Below are 22,831 nucleotides of genomic sequence, written 5' to 3' on the forward strand. Positions count from 1 at the left end.
CGCCATCACCGGCGAGCTCCTCCGAGACCTCACCATCGACACCAACACCGACTACCAACCCCGCAAATGACCAAGATCCGAACCCACTCCGTGGGTTCGGATCTTGCAGATGTCCTGAGACATCACAGTGGCGGTGGCGGTGGGATTTGAACCCACGGTGGGTTTGACCCCACACATCATTTCGAGTGATGCACCTTCGGCCGCTCGGACACGCCACCGCCGGGAAGATTACCGGAGCGCCCGGGCGTGGTTGAAATCGAGCACCCGGGCAACCTGGATGCAACCTCGGGTACGGACACTCGGGACCGAAGTCCCTGTCCGACTCCGGGAAGCCCATGTCTACTTGCGCTGTGACTCCTGACCCGCGCCCGGCCCCGATGCGGGCCGACGTGGTCGCGTCCTGGGAGCGATCAGCTGCGGCCGGGGTCGAGGTCGGCCAGCAGGACGCACCGATCGCGCTCGGCGACTCCGACCTGAGGGGCCAGCGGGAGGCGCACCCGCTCGCCCGGGTCTATCCCCTGCTCGACGACGTGCTCGGCCAGGAGGTCCGTGCGTGCGGCGCGGTGATGGCGCTCGCCGACGCCGAGGGGAACCTGTTGTGGGTGTGCGGGACCTCGGAGTCGCTGCGGCGGGCCGAGCGCATCGGCTTCGTGGAGGGCAGCAACTGGGACGAACGGCTCGCCGGCACCAACGCCCCCGGGCTCGCCCTGGCGACGGGGCGCGAGGCGATGATCACCCGCGACGAGCACTTCCGGGCCAGTGTGCGGTCCTGGAGCTGCGCCGCCGCACCGATCCACGACCCCGGCACCAGCCGGCTGCTGGGCGTGCTCGACGTGACCGGCGGCGACGACGTCGTCGTACCGCAGACCATGGCGATGGTGCGGGCTGCCGCCCGGCTCGCCGAGGCCGAGCTCCTGCGCCACCTGCCGCGTCGCGACGCCGCTCCGCACGCGACCGGCGCCCGGATCGTGCTCGAGGTGCTCGGCCGCAACGAGGCGTTGGTGAGCATCGCCGACGACCGCAACCGGCCGGGACGGTTCCGGCTCTCCCGGCGCCACAGCGAGATCGTCGCCCTGCTCGCGACGTCGCCGGCCGGCCTCAGTGGCGACGAGCTCGCGGTCCTGCTCTACGAGGAGGACGGCGGGTCCTCGACCCTGCGCGCCGAGCTGAACAGGCTGCGGGGTCTCCTGGGCGACCACCTGCTCGCCTCGCGCCCGTACCGCCTGACCGCGCCGGTGACCGGCGACTGGCTGGCGATCGGCGCGCAGCTCGCCGCGGGCGATCTCCGCTCCGCGATGAGGGGGTACGACGGACCGGTGCTGCCGCGCTCCACCGCGCCCGGCGTCGTACGGATCCGCGAGGAGCTCGCGTCGAACCTCCGGCACGCACTGCTGAGGTCCGGCGCCGCCGACCTGATGTCGGCGTGGACCCGCTCCGCCTGGGGTCGGGACGACTACGAGATGTGGGAGGCGCAGCGCCGCAACGTGCCGGCCACGTCCCCTGTCCGCGCGCTGGTCGAGGGGCAGATCGCCCGGCTCGACCGCGAGCTGGCCTAGCAACGTCACCGCAACGTCTCGGTTCCTAGCGTGTGAGCACCGTCACGCGAGGTGGCGGTCTTCCGACACCTGGAGCACCACATGACCGTCTACGCAGCCCCCGGCCAGCCGGACTCGCTCGTCTCCGTCGACGCCCGCTACGGGCACTTCATCGGCGGCGAGTGGGTCGACCCGGTCAAGGGCGACTACTTCGAGAACATCTCCCCGGTCAACGGCAGGCCGTTCACCGAGATCGCCCGCGGCACGGCCGAGGACATCGAGGCCGCGCTCGACGCGGCCCACGCCGCCGCCCCGGCCTGGGGTCGCACGTCGGCCACCGAGCGGGCGAACGCCCTGAACCGGATCGCCGACCGGATGGAGCAGAACCTCCCGATGCTCGCGGTCGCGGAGACGTGGGAGAACGGCAAGCCGGTCCGCGAGACCCTGGCGGCCGACCTCCCCCTCGCGGTCGACCACTTCCGCTACTTCGCCGGCGCGCTCCGTGCTCAGGAGGGGTCGATCGGCGAGATCGACGAGAACACGGTGGCCTACCACTTCCACGAGCCGCTCGGGGTCGTCGGGCAGATCATCCCGTGGAACTTCCCCATCCTGATGGCGGTCTGGAAGCTCGCTCCCGCGCTCGCCGCCGGCAACGCCGTGGTGCTCAAGCCCGCGGAGCAGACGCCGTGGTCGATCCTCAAGCTGGTCGAGCTGGTCGGCGACCTGCTGCCCGCCGGGGTGCTCAACGTGGTGAACGGGTTCGGCGTCGAGGCCGGCAAGCCGCTGGCCTCCAGCCCGCGCGTCGCGAAGGTCGCCTTCACCGGCGAGACCTCGACCGGCCGGCTGATCATGCAGTACGCGAGCCAGAACCTGATCCCGGTCACGCTCGAGCTCGGTGGCAAGAGCCCGAACATCTTCTTCGACTCCGTCGCCCAGCACCGCGACGCCTTCTACGACAAGGCGCTCGAGGGCTTCGCGATGTTCGCCCTCAACCAGGGCGAGGTCTGCACCTGTCCCAGCCGCGCGCTCGTCCAGCGCAGCATCTACTCCGACTTCGTCCACGACGCCGTCGCCCGGGTCGAGCAGATCAAGCAGGGCAACCCGCTCGACGACACGACCATGATCGGCGCGCAGGCGTCCGGCGACCAGCTGCAGAAGATCCTGTCCTACATCGAGATCGGCAAGGAGGAGGGCGCCAAGGTCCTCACCGGCGGCGAGCGCAACGTGCTCGGCGGCGACCTCGCCGAGGGCTACTACGTGACACCCACGGTGTTCGAGGGCGACAACTCGATGCGGGTCTTCCAGGAGGAGATCTTCGGCCCGGTCGTGTCGCTGACCGGGTTCGACGAGGAGGCCGACGCCCTCAAGATCGCCAACGACACGCTCTACGGCCTCGGCGCCGGCGTGTGGTCGCGCGACGGCTCGCAGGCCTTCCGGGCGGGCAAGGAGATCCAGGCCGGCCGGGTCTGGACCAACTGCTACCACGCCTACCCCGCGCACGCGGCGTTCGGCGGCTACAAGCAGTCCGGCATCGGCCGCGAGACGCACAAGATGATGCTCGAGCACTACCAGCAGACCAAGAACCTGCTGGTGTCCTACGACGACAACGCGCTCGGGTTCTTCTGAGCCTCGGCGAGCGAGGCCGGCGGCAGCTCGAACCAGCGCAGCTGCTCGAAGTCCGCGGACACGGGCTCGCGGTCGCCGTCGAGGGCCGGCGGAGTGGCGTCGCGCAGCAGCGCGGCGCCCTCCTCCAGGTGCTCCTTCAGCACGCTCTCCGGAGCGGTGTCGTCGTGGTGGTCGTAGCGCATCCGGCCGTCGTCGTCGTAGGTGATCCGGCGCAGGCGCAGCGGCGGCTCGACCGGGCCGTCGCGGTGCGTCCACAGCCCACGGGCGGCGTCGAAGCGGTAGGAGCCGAGCAGCCGCCAGCCGTCGCGGGCGACGAGCCGCACGGCCTCGACGACGTAGTCGACGACCGCCTCGGACAGGAAGTAGTTGAAGTTCACCCGCACCCACCCCGGCTTGATGCCCTCGCAGCCACGCGTGATCTCGCGCTCGAACTCGTGGGACCGGTCCAGGTCGATGCCGAGCAGGTGGTGGCCGTAGGGGCCGGCGCACGAGCAGCCGCCCCGCGACTGGATCCCGAACAGGTCGTTGAGGAGCGCGACGACGTAGTTGTGGTGCAGGTACTTCCCGCTCGGCGCGCGCACGACGAAGGACACGATCGACAGCCGCTCGGCGTCGAGGTTGCCGAGGATCTCGATCGCCGGCTCGGTCCGCCAGCACTCGACCGCGCGATGCAGGTACGCCGCCTCGTGGGCGCGGATGACGTCGACGCCCACCGCCTCCTTGAGCTGGAAGACCAGGCCCGCCCGGATCGCCTCGACGATCGCCGGCGTCCCGCCCTCCTCGCGCTGGACGGGGTCGGCGAGGTACTGGTGGTCGGCGGAGTTCACGTAGGTGACGGTGCCGCCGCCCGGGACGTCCGGGACGCGGTTGGCGAGGAGCTCGCGCCGCACGACGAGGACGCCGGGCGTGCTCGGACCGCCGATCAGCTTGTGCGGGCTCAGGAAGACCGCGTCCTTGTAGCAGAGCGGGTCGTCGGCGCGGGGTCCGTACATCTCGATGCCCACGTACGGCGCCGCGGCCGCGAAGTCCCAGAACGACAGGGCGCCGTGCCGGTGCAGCAGCGTCGAGATGGCGGCGGTGTCGCTGAGGATGCCGGTGACGTTGCTGGCGGCGGAGAAGCTGCCGATCTTCAGCGGGCGGTCGGCGTACCTCTCGAGCTCGGCCTCGAGCAGCGCGAGGTCGATGTGGCCGTCCGCGTCCGCCGGGATGGGGACGACGTCCGCGACGGACTCGCGCCACGGCAGCTCGTTGGAGTGGTGCTCGTAGGGACCGAGGAAGACGACCGGCCGGCGGTCGCCCGGGATCGCCCGGCTCAGGTGGTACTCGTCCTCGAGGGCGGAGGGGATCCGCAGCCCCAGCACGCCGATCAGCTTGTCGATCGCGCCGGTGCAGCCGGAGCCGGCGAAGACCACGACCGTCTCGTCGTCCCCACCCACCGCGTCGCGGATGATCGCCCGCGCGTCCTCGCGCAGCCGGGTGGTCTGCAGGCCGGTCCCGCTGGACTCGGTGTGGGTGTTCGCGTAGCGCGGCAGCACCTCGTCGCGGATGAAGTCCTCGATGAACGACAGCGCGCGGCCGGACGCGGTGTAGTCGGCGTACGTCACCCGGCGTGGCCCGAACGGCCCGGCCATCACCTGGTCGTCGCCGATGACCGACTCCCGGATCCGGCGCAGCAGCGGCGTCTCCACCGGCGGCTGCGTGTGCTCGGGAACCTCCATGAGGTGACGCTAGACCCGACTCACCGCTGTGTCGCGAAGAAATCCTCCAACAGCGCCGCCGACTCCTCGGCCCGTACGCCGGACACGACCTCCGGACGGTGGTTGAGCCGGCGGTCGCGGACCACGTCCCAGAGGCTGCCGACCGCGCCCGCCTTGGGATCCCACGCGCCGAAGACGACCCGGTCGACCCGCGCCAGCACCGCGGCGCCGGCGCACATCGTGCACGGCTCGAGGGTCACGACCAGGGTGCAGCCGTCGAGCCGCCACTCCCCCCGGCCGCGGGCGGCCGCGCGCAGGGCGACGACCTCGGCGTGACCCGTCGGGTCGGCTTCCGCCTCTCGCACGTTGCGACCGGAGCCGAGGACGGCGCCGCCGCCGTCCACGACGACGGCGCCGATGGGTACGTCACCGGTCGCCAGCGCGGCCCGCGCCTCGCCCAGCGCGGCCTCCATCGGCGCGCGCCAGGCGTCGCCAGGGCTCATGCAGAGGTGAGGCCGACGGCGTCGTCGAACAGCGGACCGAAGCCGAGCTGGCGGGCGACGTCGGAGAGCATCTCGTCGGGGTAGAGGTCCTCGTCGTCGAGCAGCACCGCGAGGTCCATCGCCTCCATCCCGAGATCGCTCAGGAGCTCGAGGTCACCGGCGGGCTCGACGTCGTCCTCGTCGTCCTCGGGGGCCGGCAGTCCGAGGAACTCGACCGCGGACGCGGCGAGCTCCCACTCGGTCGCGGCGGTGATGTCGGAGAGCAGCACCCTGGTCCGCGGGCCGGCGACGCGGACCAGGACGAAGAAGTCCTCGTCGATCGCGACCATCCCGACGGCGCCGGCGTCACCGGGGAGCCGGCGCAGTGCGGCTGCCAGGTCGTCGATGCCGCCCACGTGGTCGTGGGTCAGCTCCGCGACCTGCCACTCGCCCTCCTCGCGGTAGGCGGCCAGGGCGAAGTCGACGTCATCATCGACGATGGTCACGACGTTCCTCCTCCGCTCGGCTGCGGCCCGGTCCGGGGCCCTGCACCAGCGTGTCACGCCGGAGGCCGCCGGACCAGAGAAATTCTCGGGAGAGCCGTAGGGTGCGGTGCCATGCGCACCCTGGTCGTCGACCACCCCCTCGTGGCCCACAAGCTCACCGTGCTCCGGGACGAGAACACCGACTCCCCGACGTTCCGCAGCCTGGCCGACGAGCTGGTGACGCTGCTGGCCTACGAGGCGACCCGCGACGTCCGGGTGGAGCCGCACGAGATCGTCACCCCCGTCGCGCCGACGACCGGGACCAAGCTGGCCAGCCCGCGCCCGCTCGTCGTACCGATCCTGCGGGCGGGGCTCGGCATGCTCGACGGGATGATGCGCCTGCTCCCGACCGCGGAGGTCGGCTTCCTCGGGATGGTGCGCAACGAGGAGACGCTCCAGGCGTCGACGTACGCCGAGCGGCTGCCCGAGGACCTGTCGGGGCGCCAGTGCTACGTGCTCGACCCGATGCTGGCCACCGGCGGCACCCTCGCCGCGGCGATCCGGTTCCTCACCGACCGCGGCGCCGACCACATCACCGCCGTGTGCCTGCTGGCGGCGCCCGAGGGCTGCAGCCGGCTCGAGCAGGAGCTCGCGGGTCTCGACGTGCCGGTCACGGTCGTGACGGCGGCGATGGACGAGCGGCTCAACGACAAGGGCTACATCGTGCCGGGGCTCGGTGACGCCGGCGACCGGCTCTACGGGATCGTCGGCGCCTGACGTCTCACAACTGGTCGTTCCGGCTGCGGGACGTCGGGGCTTCGCTACGGTGACCACCGCTGCACCCCTGCTTGAGGAGGCTCCTTCGTGCTGATCGGCATCCCCCGCGAGACGAGGCCGGGCGAGACCCTGGTCGCCGCGACGGCGAAGACGGCGACCCAGCTGACCCAGCTCGGTTACGACGTGGTCGTCGAGTCCGGCGCCGGTGACGCGGCGGACCAGGCGGACAGCGCCTTCACCGACGCCGACATCCGGGTCGGCAGCGCCGACGACGTGTGGGCGGCCGACGTGGTGGTCAAGGTCAACGCCCCGACCCAGGAGGAGCTCGGCCGGCTCCGCCCGGGCGCCACGATCATCTCGATGATGGCGCCGATGCGCAGCCCCGAGCTGGTCGAGCAGCTCTCGCAGGCCGGCGTGACCGCCCTCGCGATGGACGCCGTGCCGCGGATCTCGCGCGCGCAGTCGATGGACGTGCTGTCGTCGATGGCCAACGTCGCGGGCTACCGCGCCGTGGTCGAGTCGGCCCACGAGTTCGGCCGGATGTTCACCGGCCAGGTCACCGCGGCCGGCAAGATCAACCCCGCCCGGGTGTTCGTGGTCGGCGCGGGCGTCGCCGGTCTGGCCGCGATCGGCGCGGCCTCGGCGATGGGCGCGATCGTGCGCGCGTTCGACGTACGCCCCGAGGTCGCCGAGCAGGTCGAGTCGATGGGCGCGCAGTTCGTCGAGGTCGAGCTCGAGAGCGAGGTCAGCTCCGACGGCTACGCCAAGGAGATGACCGAGGAGCAGCAGCAGGCGACCGCCGCGATGTACGACGAGGAGGCGCGCGCCGCCGACATCGTCATCACCACCGCGCTGATCCCGGGCCGCCCGGCGCCGAAGCTGATCACCGCCGAGACCGTCGCCGGCATGCGCGGCGGCTCGGTCATCGTCGACATGGCGGCCGCCAACGGCGGCAACGTCGAGGGCACCGAGACCGACCAGCGGGTCGTCACCGACAACGGCGTGACCATCCTCGGCTACACCGACCTCGCCGGCCGGCTGGCGGCGCAGACCTCCCAGCTCTACGGCACCAACGTCGTCAACCTGCTCAAGCTGCTCACCCCCGAGAAGGACGGGCAGCTGACCCTGGACATGGACGACGTCGTCCAGCGCGGGATGACGGTCACCAAGGACGGCGAGGTCATGTGGCCGCCGCCGGCCGTGCAGGTCTCGGCGGCGCCGAAGCCGGTGGCCGCCAAGGCCGGCCCGGCCGAGGAGGAGAAGAAGGGCCCGCGGCTGACCGAGCGCGGGCGCCTGTCGCTGGTGGGCGCCCTCGCGCTGCTGCTGTTCCTCCTCATCGCGCTCGCGCCCGCCGGTCTCCAGCTGAACCTCACGGTGTTCGCGCTGGCGATCGTGATCGGCTACTACGTCATCGGGCACGTGCACCACGCGCTGCACACACCGCTGATGTCGGTGACCAACGCGATCTCCGGGATCATCGTGGTCGGCGCGCTCGTGCAGCTCGGCTTCGACAACACCGCGATCACGATCCTGGCCGCCTTCGCCACCCTGCTCGCGAGCATCAACGTGTTCGGCGGCTTCGCCGTGACGCGCCGGATGCTCGGAATGTTCTCCCGGTCCTGATAGAGAGCTGACGCCTGATGTCTATTGCGACCGCCAGCTACGCGGCGTACGTCGTCGCCGCCCTGCTGTTCATCCTCGCCCTCGCCGGCCTCTCGAAGCACGAGACCGCCCGCGCGGGCAACAGCTTCGGCATCCTCGGCATGGCGATCGCCCTGGTCGCCACGGTCACCAAGGTCGTCGACGACGGCCTCGACGCGCTGCCCGTGGTCCTGCTGATCGGCGCCGTGATCGTGGGCGCCGCGGTCGGCCTGTGGCGGGCCCGCGTCGTCGAGATGACCGGCATGCCCGAGCTGATCGCGCTGCTGCACAGCTTCGTCGGCCTCGCGGCCGTGCTGGTCGGCTGGAACGGCTACCTGCACACCGAGCACGAGCCGCACGGCCTCGAGGCACGCCGGCTGGCCGTCGAGGACCTGCTCGGCGTGCACAGCGCCGAGGTCTTCATCGGCGTGTTCATCGGTGCCGTCACCTTCACCGGCTCGATCGTGGCGTTCCTCAAGCTCTCGGCGCGGATCAGCTCCAAGCCGATGATGCTGCCCGGCAAGAACTTCCTGAACGTCGGCGCCCTCGTCGTCTTCCTCGCGCTGACCGTGTGGTTCGTCGCCGACCCGCAGCTGTGGCTGCTGGTCGCGGTCACGGCGATCGCCCTGCTGCTCGGCTGGCACCTGGTCGCCTCGATCGGCGGCGGCGACATGCCGGTCGTCGTGTCGATGCTCAACAGCTACTCCGGGTGGGCCGCGGCGGCCTCGGGCTTCCTGCTCGACAACCCGCTGCTGATCATCACCGGTGCACTGGTGGGCTCCTCGGGTGCCTACCTGAGCTACATCATGTGCAAGGCGATGAACCGCTCGTTCATCTCCGTCATCGCCGGCGGCTTCGGCATCGAGGCCGGCCCGGCGGACGACACCGACTACGGCGAGCACCGCGAGATCAAGGCCGACGAGGCCGCGGAGCTCCTGGCCGACGCGTCGTCGGTGATCATCACGCCCGGCTACGGCATGGCCGTCGCGCAGGCGCAGTACCCGGTCGCGGACCTGACCGCCAAGCTGCGCGCGAAGGGGGTGGAGGTGCGGTTCGGCATCCACCCGGTCGCGGGCCGCCTGCCCGGACACATGAACGTGCTCCTCGCCGAGGCGAAGGTGCCCTACGACATCGTCCTCGAGATGGACGAGATCAACGACGACTTCCCGGACACCGACGTCGTCCTCGTGATCGGCGCCAACGACACGGTCAACCCGGCCGCGGCCGAGGACCCCGGGAGCCCGATCGCCGGCATGCCCGTGCTGGAGGTCTGGAACGCCAAGGACGTGATCGTGTTCAAGCGGTCGATGGCGACGGGCTACGCCGGCGTGCAGAACCCGCTGTTCTTCCGCGAGAACACCCGGATGCTCTTCGGCGACGCCAAGGAGCGCGTCGAGGACATCCTGCGCGATCTCGGCTAGTGGCTCCTCGCCGTACCGCACTCACCGCGGTCGCAGTCGGTACGGCGATCGTGGTGCTCGCCCTGTGTCTGCGGTCCGGGGTGAGCAGCCTCGGCGTCGTGCTGCACCGGGTGCAGACGGACCTGCACCTGTCCGCGACCGCCACCGGCGCGCTGACCACCCTCCCGGCCCTGTGCTTCGCGGTGGTCGGCCTGGGCACCGGCCGGGCGATCCTCAGGTTCGGCGCCCACCGGGTCACGGTGGTGCTGCTGGTGACGGTGGCGGCCGGGCTGGCGATCCGGGCGGTCACCGACTCCGGCGCCGTGTTCCTCCTCGGTACCGGAGTGGCGATGGCCGGGGCGGCGCTGGGGAACGTGGTGCTGCCGCCCCTGGCGAAGCTGCACTTCCCCGATCACGTGGCCCTGGTGAGCTCGCTCTACGGCGCGGCCCTGATGGGCGGCGCGACGCTCGCCGCGACGACGACGGTCCCGCTCGCCGACGCCCTCGGCGGCTGGCGGTGGGGACTGGGGTTCTGGGCGGTGCCCCCGGTCGTCGGCGCACTGCTCTGGCTGCCGACCATCCTGCGGGAGCGCACCGGTGAGCCGCGCGAGCGGCGGGCGCACACCGTCTCGCTGGGACAGCTGGCGCGGACCCGCACCGGTCAGGCGATGCTGCTCTGCTTCGCCGCGCAGTCGGCGCAGGCCTACGTCCAGTTCGGGTGGTGGGGCGAGATCCTCACCAGCGCGGGCGCCGACGACGCGCACGTTGGGGCGCTCCTCGGCGTCCTCGCCGGCGTCGGCATCCCGGTCACGCTGTCGCTGCCCGCGCTGATGCGGCTGACCCACGGCAGCATCGTGCTGCCGGTCGCGTTCGCGGCCGTGACGGTGGTCGGCTGGACAGGTGTCGCGACCGCGCCGCTCGCGCTCGGCGGCTGGCTGTGGGCCGTGCTGCTCGGCATGGGCGGCGGCGCCTTCACCTGGGTGCTCGCGATGATCCCTGCCCGGTCGCGCACCCCGGACGGCACCTCGCAGCTCTCGGCGCTCACCCAGGGATTCGGCTACCTCGGCGCCAGTGCCGCCACCTTCGGCGCCGGCCTGCTGCACGAGGCCACCGGCTCCTGGACCCCCGCGGTCGTGGTCATGGCCGTGCTCGCCGTCGCCATCGCCGTCACCGGCGCGGTGGTCGTGAGGTCCCCGCCCGTCGAGGACCAGCTCCCCCGTTGAATCCAAGGTCTGTAGAGGTTGATTCGAGGTTCCCTCAGCGTCGAATCGAGGGTCCTTCGGGGTTGAGTCGAGGATCCGCGTCGGGCGCGCCAACGCCCAGACCTTCGATTGAACCCGGAGCGACCTTCGAATCGAGCCCGAGGGAACCTCGAATCAACGCCTAGAGACCTTCGATTCAACCGGCGAGGGGGATCTCGGCCATCGTCTCGTACCGGGGGCGGTTGCCGGGGCCCTCACCGAGGTGGGAGGCGATCACGGCGACCTCGATGACCGGCCACTCGGGACCGGCGTACGTCTCGAGGAGGCGGACCCAGTTCGTGGTGTCGGCCGGGTGCCGCAACCGCGCGAGGGAGAGGTGGGGGCGGAACCGTTGACCGTCGACCTCGGTGCCGACGGTGACCGCGGCGTTGCGCGCGCGGCCGGCCATCCGCTCGAGCACGACGTCGGCACCCTCGGAGACAGGGAGCACCCCGGTGGCGAGCAGCCGGGTGCGGTGCGCGTCGGGGAACGTGACGGGGCCGCCGAGCTGCAGCACCGGGACCGGGGTCCGGGCCAGGCCCTCGGCGAGGCGGTCGACGTACTCGTCGACGCGCTGGTCCTCGACCGAGGGCATGAACGCGAGCGTGACGTGCAGCTGGTCGGCCGGGATCCACCGGAAGTCGGCAGCCTCGCGACGCGGGTCCAGGAAGGCGTCGAGGTGCTCGATCGCGTCCTCGGGCGGCACGATCGCCGCGAACAGGCGGGTCCCCACGGCTCAGCCGATCCGGGTGCCGAGCACGCTTCCGATCAGCAGGGTCACGCCCATCGCGAAGACCCCGCCGAGCACGTTGCGGATCACCGCGGGCAGCGGGTGGGCGTAGCCGAGGCGGGCCGAGGTCCAGCCCGTGACGGCCAGCGCGGCGGCCACGGCGACGGCGGTGACGTAGAACCGCTCGGGCGTCGGCAGCAGGATGGTGAGCAACGGCAGCAGCGCACCGATGGAGAAGGACACCATCGAGGCCAGGGCGGCGCTCCACGGGTTGGTGACGTCGTCGATGTCGATGCCGAACTCGAACTCGGCGTGCGCGCGCAGCACGTCCTTCGCCGTGAGCTCCTCCGCCGCCGTCCTGGCCACCTCCGGGGAGAGGCCGCGATCCTCGAGCAGTCCCGTGAGGTGGTGCAGCTCCTCCTCCGGCATCCGCTCGAGGTCGTGGCGCTCCTTGGCGATCAGGGAGAGCTCCGCGTCGCGCTGCGTCGAGACGGAGACGTACTCCCCCGCGCCCATCGACAACGCACCCGCGACGAGCGCGGCGACGCCCGCGATCAGGATCGCGGTCCGGTCGCTCGTGGCTCCGGCGACGCCCATCACCAGGCCCGCGGTCGACACGATGCCGTCGTTCGCCCCGAGCACGCCTGCCCGGAGCCAGTTCAGGCGGTTGCCGAGCCCCTCGGTGTCGCCGTGCTCGTGGACCACATCAACAGGGGACGTCATGCGACCCATCGTCCATTCGTCCGTGGTCGGGTCGCAACAAAGGTGAGCCTCTGCTCAACCCGGCGGCTCGGCCTCACTCCCATCCGTGGACGGCGAGCGCCTCCGCGTGCAGGGCGGTGAAGTTCGGGAAGTACTGCGCGCCGGTCATCGTCGGCGACACCGGGGAACGCATGAAGTCCTTCAGGATCGCGTAGTACTCCAGGATGCTGCGCCCCCAGTACGACGACATCATCAGGTCGCGGCCCTTGTCGTTGAGCACCTCGCCACCGAGGAGCAGCGCGGCCTCCTCGAAGCTCAGCGCCACGTCGAACGCGACGTCCACGTCGGACTCCGTCCACTCCTCGAACGGCACGTGCGCCAGCCGGGTGCGGGTTGCCCGGCGTGCCTCCGCGAACCGCGGCTGCGCGAGGTACTGGTGCAGGTAGAACAGCCCGCTGAGGTTCTGACCGCGGACCTCGCGCCGGTAGGCGAAGATCGCGAACACGATGGTGATGCTGGCCAGCACGCTGGACAGCTGGGCGGCGATGTCGAGAGCACGCACGGCCGACTCCGTTCTGCGCGGGGGTGTGCGCAACGGAAACTTGCAGACCCCCGCGCCGCGCGTCGGCAAAATGCAGGATTCCGCCGCGCGGATCAGGCCGCCGCGTGGGCATCCGCCGCTTCCTCCAGCGCCGTCCCCAGGATCTCGCGCACGTCGGAGACCAGGTGCACGGTGACCGCCTCGAGCACCTCGGCGGGCACGTCGTCCAGGTCCGGGGCGTTGCGCTGCGGCAGGTAGACCTCGGTCAGCCCGGCCCGCTGGGCGGCGAGCAGCTTCTGCTTCACCCCGCCGATCGGCAGCACCCGGCCGGTCAGCGAGACCTCGCCGGTCATGCCGACCTCCGATCGCACGGTGCGGCCGGTCAGCAGCGAGACCAGCGCGGTCGTCATCGTGACGCCGGCCGACGGACCGTCCTTGGGTACGGCGCCCGCAGGCACGTGCAGGTGGATCGGCCGCTCGAGCACCGACCGGTCGATCCCGATCTCCTCGGCGTGGGCGCGCACGTAGGACAGCGCGATCTGGGCCGACTCCTTCATCACGTCCCCGAGCTGGCCGGTGAGGGTGAGGCCGCCGCCGGCCGTGCTGTCGCCCGGCAGCGCCGACGCCTCGATGTAGAGCACGTCACCGCCCATGCCGGTCACCGCCAGTCCGGACGCGACGCCCGGGACCGCCGTGCGCTCGTGCGACTCCGGCGTGAACCTCGGCCGGCCGACCAGGTCCTTGAGCCGGTCGACGTCGACGGCCGCGGGCAGGTCGCCGAGCGCGACCTTGCGGAACGCCTTGGCCAGCAGCCGCTCGAGCACGCGCACCCCGGCCTCGCGGGTGTAGTTCGCCGCGAGCTCGCGCAGGGCGTCGTCGGTCACCGTGACCTCGTCGCTCGTGATCGCGGCCCGCTCCAGCTGCCGCGGGACGAGGAAGTCGCGGGCGATGGCGACCTTCTCCTCCTCGGTGTAGCCGTCGATCGTCACGAGCTCCATCCGGTCCAGCAGGGCCGGCGGGATGGTCTCGAGCACGTTGGCCGTCGCGATGAACAGCACGTCGGACAGGTCGAGGTCGAGCTCGAGGTAGTGGTCGCGGAACGTGTGGTTCTGCGCGGGGTCGAGGACCTCGAGCAGCGCCGCCGCGGGGTCGCCGCGGAAGTCGCTGCCGACCTTGTCGACCTCGTCGAGCAGCACGACCGGGTTCATCGTCCCGGCCTCCTTGATCGCGCGGACGATCCGGCCCGGCAGCGCGCCGACGTAGGTCCGCCGGTGCCCGCGGATCTCGGCCTCGTCGCGGACGCCGCCGAGCGCGACCCGGACGAACTTCCGGCCGAGCGCCCGCGCGACGGACTCCCCGAGCGACGTCTTGCCGACGCCCGGAGGGCCGGCGAGCAGGATCACGGCGCCGGAGCCGCGGCCGCCGACGACGGTCAGGCCGCGCTCCTCGCGCCGGGCCCGGACGCCGAGGTACTCGACGATCCGCTCCTTGACCTCGTCGAGGCCGTGGTGGTCGGCGTCCAGCACGGCGCGCGCCTCGGTCAGCGAGGTGGCGTCTCGGGTGCGCTCGTTCCACGGCAGCTCGAGCACGGTGTCCAGCCAGGTCCGGATCCACCCGCCCTCGGGGCTCTGGTCGCTGGACCGCTCGAGCTTGTCGACCTCGCGCAGCGCGGCCTCGCGGACGGCCTCGGGAAGGTCGGCCGCCTCGACACGGGCGCGGTAGTCGTCGGACCCCTCCCCGTCCTCCTCGCCGAGCTCCTTGCGGATCGCACGGAGCTGCTCGCGGAGCAGGTACTCGCGGTTGCGCTTCTCGACCGACTCGCGGACGTCCTCGTCGATCTTGTCGCTGACCTCGGCCTCGGCGAGGTAGTCGCCGGTCCACTCGACCAGCAGCTCCAGACGCCGCTCGACGTCGGGCGTCTCGAGCAGCTCGCGCTTGCGGTCGTTGGAGAGGTACGGCGCCCAGCCCGCGGTGTCCGCGAGCGTGGACGGGTCGTCGATGGCGCGGACCGTGTCGATGATCTGCCACGCCTCGCGCTTCTGCAGCACGGCGACGACGAGCTTCTTGTAGTCGGCGGCGAGCTCGCGCACGCGGGGGGTCGCCTCGATCTCGTCGACCGGCTCGGCCTCGACCCAGAGCGCCGCGCCGGGACCGGTCACGCCGCTGCCGATGCGGGCGCGCTCACCGGTGCGCAGGAGGGCGGCGGGTGCGCCGCCGCCGAACTTGCCGACCTTCTCGAGGGCGGCGACGACGCCGTACTCGGCGTAGCGGTCGTCGAGGCGAGGGGCGACCAGGATCTCGTCCAGGTCCGCGGCGCGGGCGGCGTCCACCGCCGCCTGGGCCGGCTCGTCGAGCTCGATCGGCACCACCATGCCGGGCAGCAGGACGACGTCGTCGAGGAGCAGAACCGGCAGTCTCTTGGATGACATGCGGGGCCTCTTTCGAAGTTGAGTGATAGGGACTCAACCCCGGGGCCCCGGCCGGCGTTCCCGGTCGCCGTTCGCTGGTGGCGAACGCTCCTAGCCCAGGCCGAGCTGCGCCATCGCCTGCTTCGCCATCTGGGTCTCGCCGAACGCGTTCGGGTGGATCACGTTGCTGCCGAACAGCGCGGGCTCGATCCACCGGACGCCCGGGGCCTTGCAGGCGTCGTGACCGTCGGACGCGACGCTCAGGTCGACGTACGTCACCCCGGTGGCCGCGGCGGCCCGCGCGATGGCGTCGTTGAGGGCGCCCTCGATGTGCCGCATGTAGGGGACGTCGCCGGTGGCAAGGGGCAGCTTGAGGAAGCAGCCGCCCGAGGCCGGCACGATCCAGGGATAGCCGAGGATCGCGACCTGCGCGTTGGGCGCCTTCTCGCGCACCGCGCTCAACGCGTGCACCAGGTCGGGATAGGTCCGTTCGTTGATCGTGTCCTCGAACGAGCTGCCGTAGCGGTCCTTGCACGGGCTGCCGCGGCCGAGGCTGGCAATGCCGGCCGAGCCGCACTTGATCACGGCGCCGATGAACAGGTTGGAGTCGTTGCCACCGATCGTCATCGTCACCAGGTCGGTGTCGGCGGACAGCGCATCGAGCTGCGGCGCGACGCCCTTGTACTGGCTGGTGAAGAAGTGCCCGGTCTGCGCGCCGCCGCAGGTGACGTCGGTCAGCTGCGCGCCCACGCTCGCCGCGATGTCGTGCGCGAAGTTCCTCCGGGACTGCAGACACTCGGGCGGTGCGCCGTGGGCGAGCGGGAAGACGCCCGACGCCGCGGCGTAGGAGTCGCCCAGGGCGACGTACTCCAGCGGCTCGGCGCCGCCGGCCGCCGGGCGGGGCGCGGCCGCTGCGACGACGGCGAGGACGGCGGAGGCGAGGACGAGGAGCAGGCGTCTCATGGCTCGGCACGCTAGGGCACGCCTGGGGCGCCGCCAAGGGGTCCGGTCAGATCGGCGCGTCCACCACGATCACGTGCAGCGCCCGGGGGCCGTGCACGCCCTCGACCCGGTCGAGCTCGATGTCGCTGGTCGCGCTCGGTCCGCTGATCCATGTGAGCGGTCGGGAGGGGTCGAGCACCGCCAGCGCGTCCGGTACGTCGGCCACCACCTGGTCGGCCCGGACGATGCAGACGTGCCGGTCGGGCACCAGGGTGATCGCCCGGCGCCCCTGGTCCGGCTCGTGGTCGAGCACGATGGTGCCGGTCTCCGCGATCGCGACCCTGCAGCCGGTGACCACGGCGTCGACCCGGTCCAGCTCGGTCGCGGACAGGCCCTCGTCGACGACGACGTCGAGACCGGCGACGAGACCGGCCGGCAGGGCGGGCGGTACGACGACCCGCGCGCCTGCGGGCAGCGCGGCGGCGACGGCGACCTCCACCCCGTCGGCCGGGCAGTGCACGACGGTCGCGCGGTAGTCGGCGACCCGCTCGGCGAACAGGTCGACGAGATCTCCAGACGGAGCGGCTCGCGGCGAAGCCACCGGCACCGGGTCCGGCTGGACGGACGCCAGAGCAGTACGCACCCGGCCGAGGATGTCGTCGCGCGCACTCACGGCGCCTCGTCCAGGCGGCCGTCGGTCCGTCGCCACCACGCGCGGAACGACTCGCGGGGCGCGACGGGCAGGTCCCGGGCGGAGGTCCACCTCGCCACGCCGATGCGACGACCGATCCCGACGCCGAGCCCGGTGAACCGCTCGGCGAGGCGCAGCCGCCGCTGCCGCCCGAAGGCCCAGGCGGCCGACCTCATCGCGACCGCCTCGGGCTTCGGGACCCGGTCGTGGCGGTGCGCATCGACCACCTTCGACCGCAGGTGCACCAGGACCTCGGGAATGTCGATGCGGACCGGGCACGCCTCGAAGCACGCGCCGCACAGCGAGGACGCGTAGGGCAGCGAGTCGGTCTGCGGGTCGCCGGTGCCCTTGAGCAGCGGGTTGAGGATCGCGCCGATCGGGCCGGGGTAGACCGAGCCGTAGGCGTGCCCGCCGACTCGCTCGTAGACCGGGCACACGTTGAGGCAGGCCGAGCAGCGGATGCAGCGCAGCGCCTGGCGGCCGATGTCGTCGGCGAGAGCGCGGGTGCGTCCGTTGTCGAGGAGCACGACGTGCACCTCCTGCGGGCCGTCGCCGGGCGTGACGCCGCTCCAGGTCGAGGTGTAGGGGTTCATCCGCTCGCCGGTCGAGGAGCGCGGCAACAGCCGGAGCAGCGGGTCGAGCTCGGCCCACGTGGGGACGACCTTCTCGATGCCGACGACGCTGACGAGCACCTCGGGGAGGGTCAGGCACATCCGCCCGTTGCCCTCGGACTCCACCACGACGAGCGTGCCGGTGTCGGCGACCGCGAAGTTCGCCCCGGACACGGCCATCCGGGCACGGAGGAACTTCTCCCTGAGGTGCTGCCGGGCCGCTGCCGCCAGGACCGCCGGATCGTCGGTCAGGCCGTCCGGCGCGGGGCGCCCGACCTGGCCCATCCGGCGGCGGAAGATCTCGCGGATCTCCGCGCGGTTGCGGTGGATCGCGGGCACCAGGATGTGGCTCGGCAGGTCCTCGCCGAGCTGGACGATGAGCTCGGCCAGGTCGGTCTCCCAGGCGGCGATGCCCTCCGCCGCGAGCGCATCGTTGAGCCCGATCTCCTGGGTCACCATCGACTTGACCTTCACGACCTCGTCGACGCCGTGCCGGCGCGCGACGTCGACCACCACCCGGTTCGCCTCGGCCGCGTCGCGTGCCCAGTGCACCGTCGCGCCCCGGGCGACCAGCGACTCCTCGAGCCGGACGAGCTGCTCGTCGAGGTCGCGCAGGACGCGGTCCTTGACGGCCGCGCCGGCGAGCCGGAGCTCCTCCCACTCGTCCACCTCGGCGACCACCCGGGCGCGCTTCTCGCGGATCGTCGCCGTGGCGTGCGCGAGGTTGTGCCGCAGCTGGGTGTCGGCGAGCGCGCCGCGGGCGGCCTCGGGGAAGGGCGGCATGCCGACGAAGGTCGCGCTCACCGGCCTTCCTCCGTCGACGCGAGGACCTCGGCGAGGTGCATCACCCGGACGCCGGACCTCCCGCGGGAGAGCAGGCCGCCCACGTGCATCAGGCACGAGTTGTCCCCGGCGACCAGCACCTCGGCGCCCGTCCCGCGGACGTGCCGCGCCTTGTCCGACCCCATCGCGACCGAGGTCTCGGCGTTCTTCATCGCGAACGTGCCACCGAACCCGCAGCACTCCTCGGCGTGCGGCAGGTCGACCAACCGCAGCCCGCGCACCGCCTCCAGCAGTCGGCGCGGCCGGTCGCCTACGCGAAGCATCCGCAGCGAGTGGCAGGTCGGGTGGTAGGTCACCGTGTGCGGGAAGTAGGCGCCGACGTCGGTCACGCCCAGCACGTCGACGAGGAACTCGCTGAGCTCGTAGGTCCGCGGCGACGTCTCCCCGACGGCCCGCTCGAGCGCCCGGTCACCCGACCGCCGCGCGACCAGGCCGTGCTGGTGCCGCACCGACCCGGCGCAGGAGCCCGACGGAGTGACCACGGCGTCGTACCCGGCGAACGCGTCCACGAACGAGCGCACCGCGGGCACGGCCTCGTCCAGGTAGCCGGTGTTGACCATCGGCTGGCCGCAGCAGGTCTGCGCCTCCGGGAAGTCGACCTCGACGCCCAGCCGGCGCAGCAGCCGGACGACCGCAGCCCCCGTCCCCGGGAACATCGCGTCGTTCACGCACGTGACCATCAGCGCGACCCGCATGGGTCTCATCCTGCCCACGCGCGCAACCGCGCCCGGGCGGATCGCCGTACGGGGCGGGGGCGGCCGCCGAATCATCACGGTATGCAGTCGAGTGGGCGCTTCCCGGGTGGAACTCCCTCCGGGAAGCGATGACTCACCTGCATACCGTGATGATTCGGCCGCGGCACCGCCTCAGCCGCCGACCGGCTCGCCCGCGACGACCGTGCCGCGCACGTCGATCCGGCCGAGCGCCTCGGGTCGGGTCGAGCGTATGGATGGTGCGCGCGACGAAGAGCCGCTGGGCGCCGGTCACGCCCGCACCCGCACGCTGAGGCAGGTGACGCAGCCCTCGAGCTTCTCGAACTCCTCGATGTCGACGGTCACGACGTCGAGACCGCGGTCGGGAGGATCGCCGCGGTGAGCACCCGGGCGCCCGGTAGCGCGGTGCGCAGCGGTACGACGACGTGCCCGGGCTGCACGGTCCCGGCCGCGATCGAGCAGCCGGCGCGCGGCGGTCAGCCCGGCGTAGCCACCTCCGACGACGCCGACGAGCCGGCGGCTCACGTCCACTCCACGCTGAAGTACTGGGTCTCCTGGAACTCGCGGATCCCGTCGCGGGCGCCCTCGCGGCCGAGGCCGCTCTGCTTGAAGCCACCGAACGGCGCGGCGGGGTCGGAGACGATGCCGCGGTTGATGCCGATCATGCCGGCGTCGATCCGCTCGGCGATCCGGAGCGCGTCCTGGAGCCGGCCGGCGTAGACGTAGGACGCGAGGCCGAACTCGGTGTCGTTGACCTGGGCGAGCATCGACTCCTCGTCGTCCCAGACCACGACGGGCGCGACCGGCCCGAAGATCTCCTGCCTCAGGATCGGGGAGTCGGGGGCGACGCCGGTCAGCACGGTCGGCGGGTAGAACCAGCCCTGCTCCGGCTGCGCACCGCGGTGCGCCACGGTGGCACCGGCCGCGACGGCCTCCTCGACGAGGGCCCGTATGCCATCCACAGCGCGGGCGCTGATCAGCGGTCCGACCTGCGCGTCCGCGTCGGCGCCCGGGCCGACGCGGAGCGCCTCGACCTCGGCGCCGAGCAGCCCGACGAACCGGTCGGCGACGTCGGCGTGGACGTAGAGGCGGTTCGCGGCGGTGCACGCCTGGCCGCCGCCGCGGAACTTCGCGACCATCGCGCCCGCGACCGCGGCCTCGACGTCGGCGTCGGCGGTCACGACGAAGGCGGCGTTGCCGCCGAGCTCCATGCTGGAGTTGAGCACCCGGTCGGCGGCCTGGCGCAGCAGCCGGCGGCCGACCTCGGTCGAGCCGGTGAAGGAGATCTTGCGGACCCGCTGGTCCTCCAGCCAGGTCGTCACGACGCCCGCGGCGTCGGTGGTCGGGACCACGTTGACGACGCCGTCGGGCACGCCGACGTCGTGCAGGATCCGGGCGATCGCGATCGCGGTGAGCGGGGTCTCCGCAGCGGGCTTGAGCACCACCGTGCAGCCGGCGGCGAGCGCCGGGGCGATCTTCCGGGTCGCCATCGCGGCGGGGAAGTTCCACGGCGTGACCAGGGCGGCCACACCGACCGGACGGTGGGTCACGATCGTGCGGGTGCCGCTGGCCGGCGCCACGGCGTAGTCGCCCTCGCTGCGGACGGCCTCCTCGCCGTACCACCGGAAGAACTCGGCGGCGTAGGCCACCTCGGCCCGCGCGTCGGCCTGGGACTTGCCGTTCTCGGCCACGATCAGCCCGGCCAGCAGGTCGGTCTCGGCGATCATCGCGTCGAAGGCGCGGCGCAGCAGCTCGGCCCGCGCTCGCGGCGTCTGCGCGGCCCAGCCGGGGAAGGCCCGGGCGGCTGCGTCGACGGCGGCCGTCGCCTCGGCCGGGCCGGCGTCGGCCACCTCGGCGAGGTCCAGGGTGGTCGCGGGGTCCTGGACGGTGAAGGTCCGGTCGGCGCCGGTGCCGCGGCCGTCGACGTGGATGCCGTGCTTGGGGTCGAGCGCGGCGATCGCGTCGGAGATGTTCATGGTGTGCACCTTTCGGCGGGGTCGGGTCAGGGGTAGAGGCCGCGCATCTGGTGCGCCTGGGCGACGCGCTCGACGGCGAGGCAGGTGGCGGCGGTGCGGAGCGGCAGGTCGTTCTGGGCGGCGTAGCCGGTGACCTGCTCCAACGCGCGCAGCATCCGGGTGGCGATGCGGGAAGTCCTGCACCGCCGCCGTGGCGCTCTCAGGGTCGATGCCGCGGGAGCGCAGGGCCGCCAGCGCGACGTGCACGACGCCGCGCGCCGCCCTTGGCGCCGCCGCAGGGGACGTCGCGCAGGGCGCACTTCCAGGTCATCCACATCGCGAGCGGGCGTTGTCGAGCGGCCCGTCGGCCTTGGTGCCGGCGGGTTGGTGGAGCGTGGTCATCAGCTGGCCCTGAAGACCTCGTCGAGGACGTCGAGCGCCTCCACGAGCAGGTGGTCGGGGATCGACAGCGGGGGCAGGAACCTCAGGACGTTGCCGAAGGTGCCGCAGGTGAGGACCACGACGCCCTGGGCGTGCGCGGCCGCCGCGACGCGCGCGGCGAGCGCCGCGTCCGGCTCGGTGGTGCCCGGCTGCACGAGCTCGACGGCGATCATCGCGCCACGGCCGCGGATGTCGCCGATCCGCGGGTCGGCCTCCTGCAGCGCCGTGAGGCGCTCCTTCATCAGGGTCTCGATCTCGCCCGCGCGTCCGACCAGGCCGTCCTCCTCGATCGCGTCGATGACCGCGAGGGCCGCCGCGCAGGCGAGCGGGTTGCCGCCGTAGGTGCCGCCGAGGCCGCCCGCGTGCGGGGCGTCCATGATCTCCGCGCGGCCGGTGACCGCCGCGAGCGGCAGGCCGCCGGCGATGCCCTTCGCGGTGACGATCAGGTCGGGGACGATGCCCTCGTCCTCGCAGGCGAACAGGTCGCCGGTGCGGGCGAACCCGGTCTGCACCTCGTCGGCGACGAAGACGACGCCGTTGGCCCGGCACCACTCGACCAGGGCGGGCAGGAACCCGGGCGCCGGTACGACGAAGCCGCCCTCGCCCTGGATGGGCTCGATGACGACCGCGGCGAGGTTCTCGGCGCCGACCTGCTTCTCGATCACCTCGATCGCGCGCCTGGCCGCGTCCGCACCGTCCACGCCCGCGTCGCGGAACGGGTAGGACATGGGCGCGCGGTAGACCTCGGGCGCGAACGGCCCGAAGCCGTGCTTGTAGGGCATGTTCTTGGCGGTCAGCGCCATCGTCAGGTTGGTCCGGCCGTGGTAGCCGTGGTCGAAGGCGACGACGGCCTGGCGCCCGGTGTGGGAGCGGGCGATCTTCACGGCGTTCTCCACCGCCTCGGCGCCGGAGTTGAACAGCGCGGTGCGCTTGTCGTGGTCGCCCGGGGTGAGCCGGTTCAGCGCCTCGGCGACGCGCACGTAGCCGTCGTACGGCGTGATCATGAAGCAGGTGTGCGTGAAGGCGGCGACCTGCGCCGCGACCGCCTCGACGACGTGCGGGTTGCTGTTGCCGACGGTCGTGACGGCGATGCCCGAGCCGAGGTCGATCAGCGAGTTGCCGTCGACGTCGACGAGGACTCCCCCGCCGGCCGCCACGGTGTAGACGGGCAGCATCGTGCCGACGGCCCGGCTGACGGCGGCGTCCTTGCGGGCGGCGAGTTCGCGCGACCGGGGACCGGGGATCTCGGTCACGAGGCGGCGCTCCTGCGGGAGGTCCGGCCCGCCCACGGCGGGGGACGCGGTGGCGAGGTCAACGGTCATGGTGGCTCCTGGTCGCGGTCGTGCTGACCCCTCGACGGTAGGAGCCGC

At 72.4% G+C, this 22,831-nt stretch carries 21 protein-coding genes, 1 tRNA gene and 1 pseudogene; 6 read left to right on the forward strand and 17 right to left on the reverse strand.

What is annotated here, in order from left to right; all coding sequences use genetic code 11:
- Nucleotides 1-128 precede the first annotated feature (128 nt).
- Nucleotides 129-218: transfer RNA gene (locus tag ABD709_RS20640), tRNA-Ser, on the reverse strand.
- A gap of 132 nt (nt 219-350) precedes the next feature.
- Between ABD709_RS20640 and ABD709_RS20645 the strand changes: the two genes are divergently transcribed.
- Nucleotides 351-1,556: a GAF domain-containing protein gene (locus tag ABD709_RS20645; RefSeq protein ID WP_344778950.1), complete on the forward strand. Its 1,206-nt coding sequence runs from the start codon at nt 351-353 to the stop codon at nt 1,554-1,556.
- An 81-nt stretch (nt 1,557-1,637) separates the two neighbouring features.
- Nucleotides 1,638-3,161: an acetaldehyde dehydrogenase ExaC gene (gene exaC / locus ABD709_RS20650; protein WP_344778951.1), complete on the forward strand. Its 1,524-nt coding sequence runs from the start codon at nt 1,638-1,640 to the stop codon at nt 3,159-3,161.
- Here exaC and ABD709_RS20655 read toward each other — a convergent pair.
- From ABD709_RS20655 to ABD709_RS20665, 3 genes are read right to left on the reverse strand one after another with little or no spacing between them, the layout of a single operon-like run.
- Nucleotides 3,131-4,879 carry an aminotransferase class V-fold PLP-dependent enzyme gene (locus ABD709_RS20655; RefSeq protein ID WP_344778952.1) on the reverse strand — a complete coding sequence of 583 codons (1,749 nt, stop codon included), beginning with the start codon at nt 4,877-4,879 and terminating at the stop codon, nt 3,131-3,133. The two genes, exaC and ABD709_RS20655, sit on opposite strands and share 31 nt — an antisense overlap.
- 20 nt (nt 4,880-4,899) lie before the next feature.
- Nucleotides 4,900-5,361, reverse strand: coding sequence for a nucleoside deaminase (locus tag ABD709_RS20660; RefSeq protein WP_425575209.1), 462 nt, complete (start codon nt 5,359-5,361; stop codon nt 4,900-4,902).
- Complete coding sequence (locus ABD709_RS20665) at nt 5,358-5,846, reverse strand: tRNA adenosine deaminase-associated protein (protein ID WP_344778953.1); 489 nt, start codon at nt 5,844-5,846, stop codon at nt 5,358-5,360. Before ABD709_RS20665 ends, ABD709_RS20660 begins: the two co-directional genes overlap by 4 nt.
- Nucleotides 5,847-5,957: 111 nt before the next feature.
- On the opposite strand from ABD709_RS20665, the gene upp reads away from it, so the two are divergent.
- From upp to ABD709_RS20685, 4 genes are all read left to right on the forward strand, one after another.
- Nucleotides 5,958-6,602 carry a uracil phosphoribosyltransferase gene (gene upp, locus ABD709_RS20670; RefSeq protein WP_344778954.1) on the forward strand — a complete coding sequence of 215 codons (645 nt, stop codon included), beginning with the start codon at nt 5,958-5,960 and terminating at the stop codon, nt 6,600-6,602.
- An 87-nt stretch (nt 6,603-6,689) separates the two neighbouring features.
- Complete coding sequence (locus ABD709_RS20675; RefSeq protein ID WP_344778955.1) at nt 6,690-8,225, forward strand: Re/Si-specific NAD(P)(+) transhydrogenase subunit alpha; 1,536 nt, start codon at nt 6,690-6,692, stop codon at nt 8,223-8,225.
- 17 nt (nt 8,226-8,242) lie between these two features.
- On the forward strand, nt 8,243-9,664 hold the full coding sequence (gene pntB / locus ABD709_RS20680) for a Re/Si-specific NAD(P)(+) transhydrogenase subunit beta (RefSeq protein ID WP_344778956.1): 1,422 nt from the start codon (nt 8,243-8,245) through the stop codon (nt 9,662-9,664).
- Nucleotides 9,664-10,866, forward strand: a complete 1,203-nt coding sequence (locus tag ABD709_RS20685; RefSeq protein WP_344778957.1) for an MFS transporter — start codon at nt 9,664-9,666, stop codon at nt 10,864-10,866. The genes pntB and ABD709_RS20685 overlap by 1 nt, the downstream gene beginning before the upstream one ends.
- Nucleotides 10,867-11,041: 175 nt before the next feature.
- Here ABD709_RS20685 and thpR read toward each other — a convergent pair whose 3' ends face one another.
- From thpR to gabT, 13 genes and pseudogenes are all read right to left on the reverse strand, one after another.
- Complete coding sequence (gene thpR / locus ABD709_RS20690; RefSeq protein ID WP_344778958.1) at nt 11,042-11,617, reverse strand: RNA 2',3'-cyclic phosphodiesterase; 576 nt, start codon at nt 11,615-11,617, stop codon at nt 11,042-11,044.
- Nucleotides 11,618-11,620: 3 nt separating this feature from the next.
- Nucleotides 11,621-12,337, reverse strand: coding sequence for a VIT1/CCC1 transporter family protein (locus tag ABD709_RS20695; RefSeq protein WP_344778959.1), 717 nt, complete (start codon nt 12,335-12,337; stop codon nt 11,621-11,623).
- A 73-nt stretch (nt 12,338-12,410) separates the two neighbouring features.
- Nucleotides 12,411-12,878 (reverse strand): hypothetical protein, encoded by a 468-nt coding sequence (locus ABD709_RS20700; protein ID WP_344778960.1) that lies wholly within the window; start codon nt 12,876-12,878, stop codon nt 12,411-12,413.
- 92 nt (nt 12,879-12,970) lie between these two features.
- On the reverse strand, nt 12,971-15,286 hold the full coding sequence (gene lon, locus ABD709_RS20705) for an endopeptidase La (protein ID WP_344778961.1): 2,316 nt from the start codon (nt 15,284-15,286) through the stop codon (nt 12,971-12,973).
- A gap of 90 nt (nt 15,287-15,376) precedes the next feature.
- Entirely contained in the window at nt 15,377-16,228 is an 852-nt protein-coding gene (locus ABD709_RS20710; RefSeq protein WP_344778962.1) for an SGNH/GDSL hydrolase family protein, read from the reverse strand.
- A 46-nt stretch (nt 16,229-16,274) separates the two neighbouring features.
- Nucleotides 16,275-16,880, reverse strand: coding sequence for a LutC/YkgG family protein (locus tag ABD709_RS20715; RefSeq protein WP_344778963.1), 606 nt, complete (start codon nt 16,878-16,880; stop codon nt 16,275-16,277).
- Nucleotides 16,877-18,313, reverse strand: coding sequence for a LutB/LldF family L-lactate oxidation iron-sulfur protein (locus tag ABD709_RS20720; RefSeq protein WP_344778964.1), 1,437 nt, complete (start codon nt 18,311-18,313; stop codon nt 16,877-16,879). The genes ABD709_RS20715 and ABD709_RS20720 overlap by 4 nt, the downstream gene beginning before the upstream one ends.
- The gene (locus tag ABD709_RS20725; RefSeq protein WP_425575210.1) at nt 18,310-19,134 is read right to left on the reverse strand and encodes a (Fe-S)-binding protein; all 825 of its coding nucleotides are present in this window, start codon (nt 19,132-19,134) and stop codon (nt 18,310-18,312) included. Before ABD709_RS20725 ends, ABD709_RS20720 begins: the two co-directional genes overlap by 4 nt.
- Before the next feature lie 201 nt (nt 19,135-19,335).
- Nucleotides 19,336-19,590 carry a hypothetical protein gene (locus ABD709_RS20730; protein WP_344778966.1) on the reverse strand — a complete coding sequence of 85 codons (255 nt, stop codon included), beginning with the start codon at nt 19,588-19,590 and terminating at the stop codon, nt 19,336-19,338.
- Nucleotides 19,587-21,041: an NAD-dependent succinate-semialdehyde dehydrogenase gene (locus ABD709_RS20735; protein WP_344778967.1), complete on the reverse strand. Its 1,455-nt coding sequence runs from the start codon at nt 21,039-21,041 to the stop codon at nt 19,587-19,589. The genes ABD709_RS20730 and ABD709_RS20735 overlap by 4 nt, the downstream gene beginning before the upstream one ends.
- A gap of 26 nt (nt 21,042-21,067) precedes the next feature.
- A complete protein-coding gene (locus tag ABD709_RS20740) occupies nt 21,068-21,196 on the reverse strand; it encodes a hypothetical protein (RefSeq protein ID WP_344778968.1) in 129 nt (42 codons plus the stop codon).
- Nucleotides 21,197-21,240: 44 nt separating this feature from the next.
- A pseudogene (locus ABD709_RS21480) lies at nt 21,241-21,393 on the reverse strand (Glu/Leu/Phe/Val dehydrogenase dimerization domain-containing protein); the annotation flags it as partial.
- Between the two features lie 28 nt (nt 21,394-21,421).
- A complete protein-coding gene (gabT, locus tag ABD709_RS20745; protein WP_344778969.1) occupies nt 21,422-22,783 on the reverse strand; it encodes a 4-aminobutyrate--2-oxoglutarate transaminase in 1,362 nt (453 codons plus the stop codon).
- Nucleotides 22,784-22,831: the final 48 nt, after the last annotated feature.

The organism is Nocardioides panacisoli (assembly GCF_039537325.1).
GTDB classification, from domain to species: domain Bacteria; phylum Actinomycetota; class Actinomycetes; order Propionibacteriales; family Nocardioidaceae; genus Nocardioides; species Nocardioides panacisoli.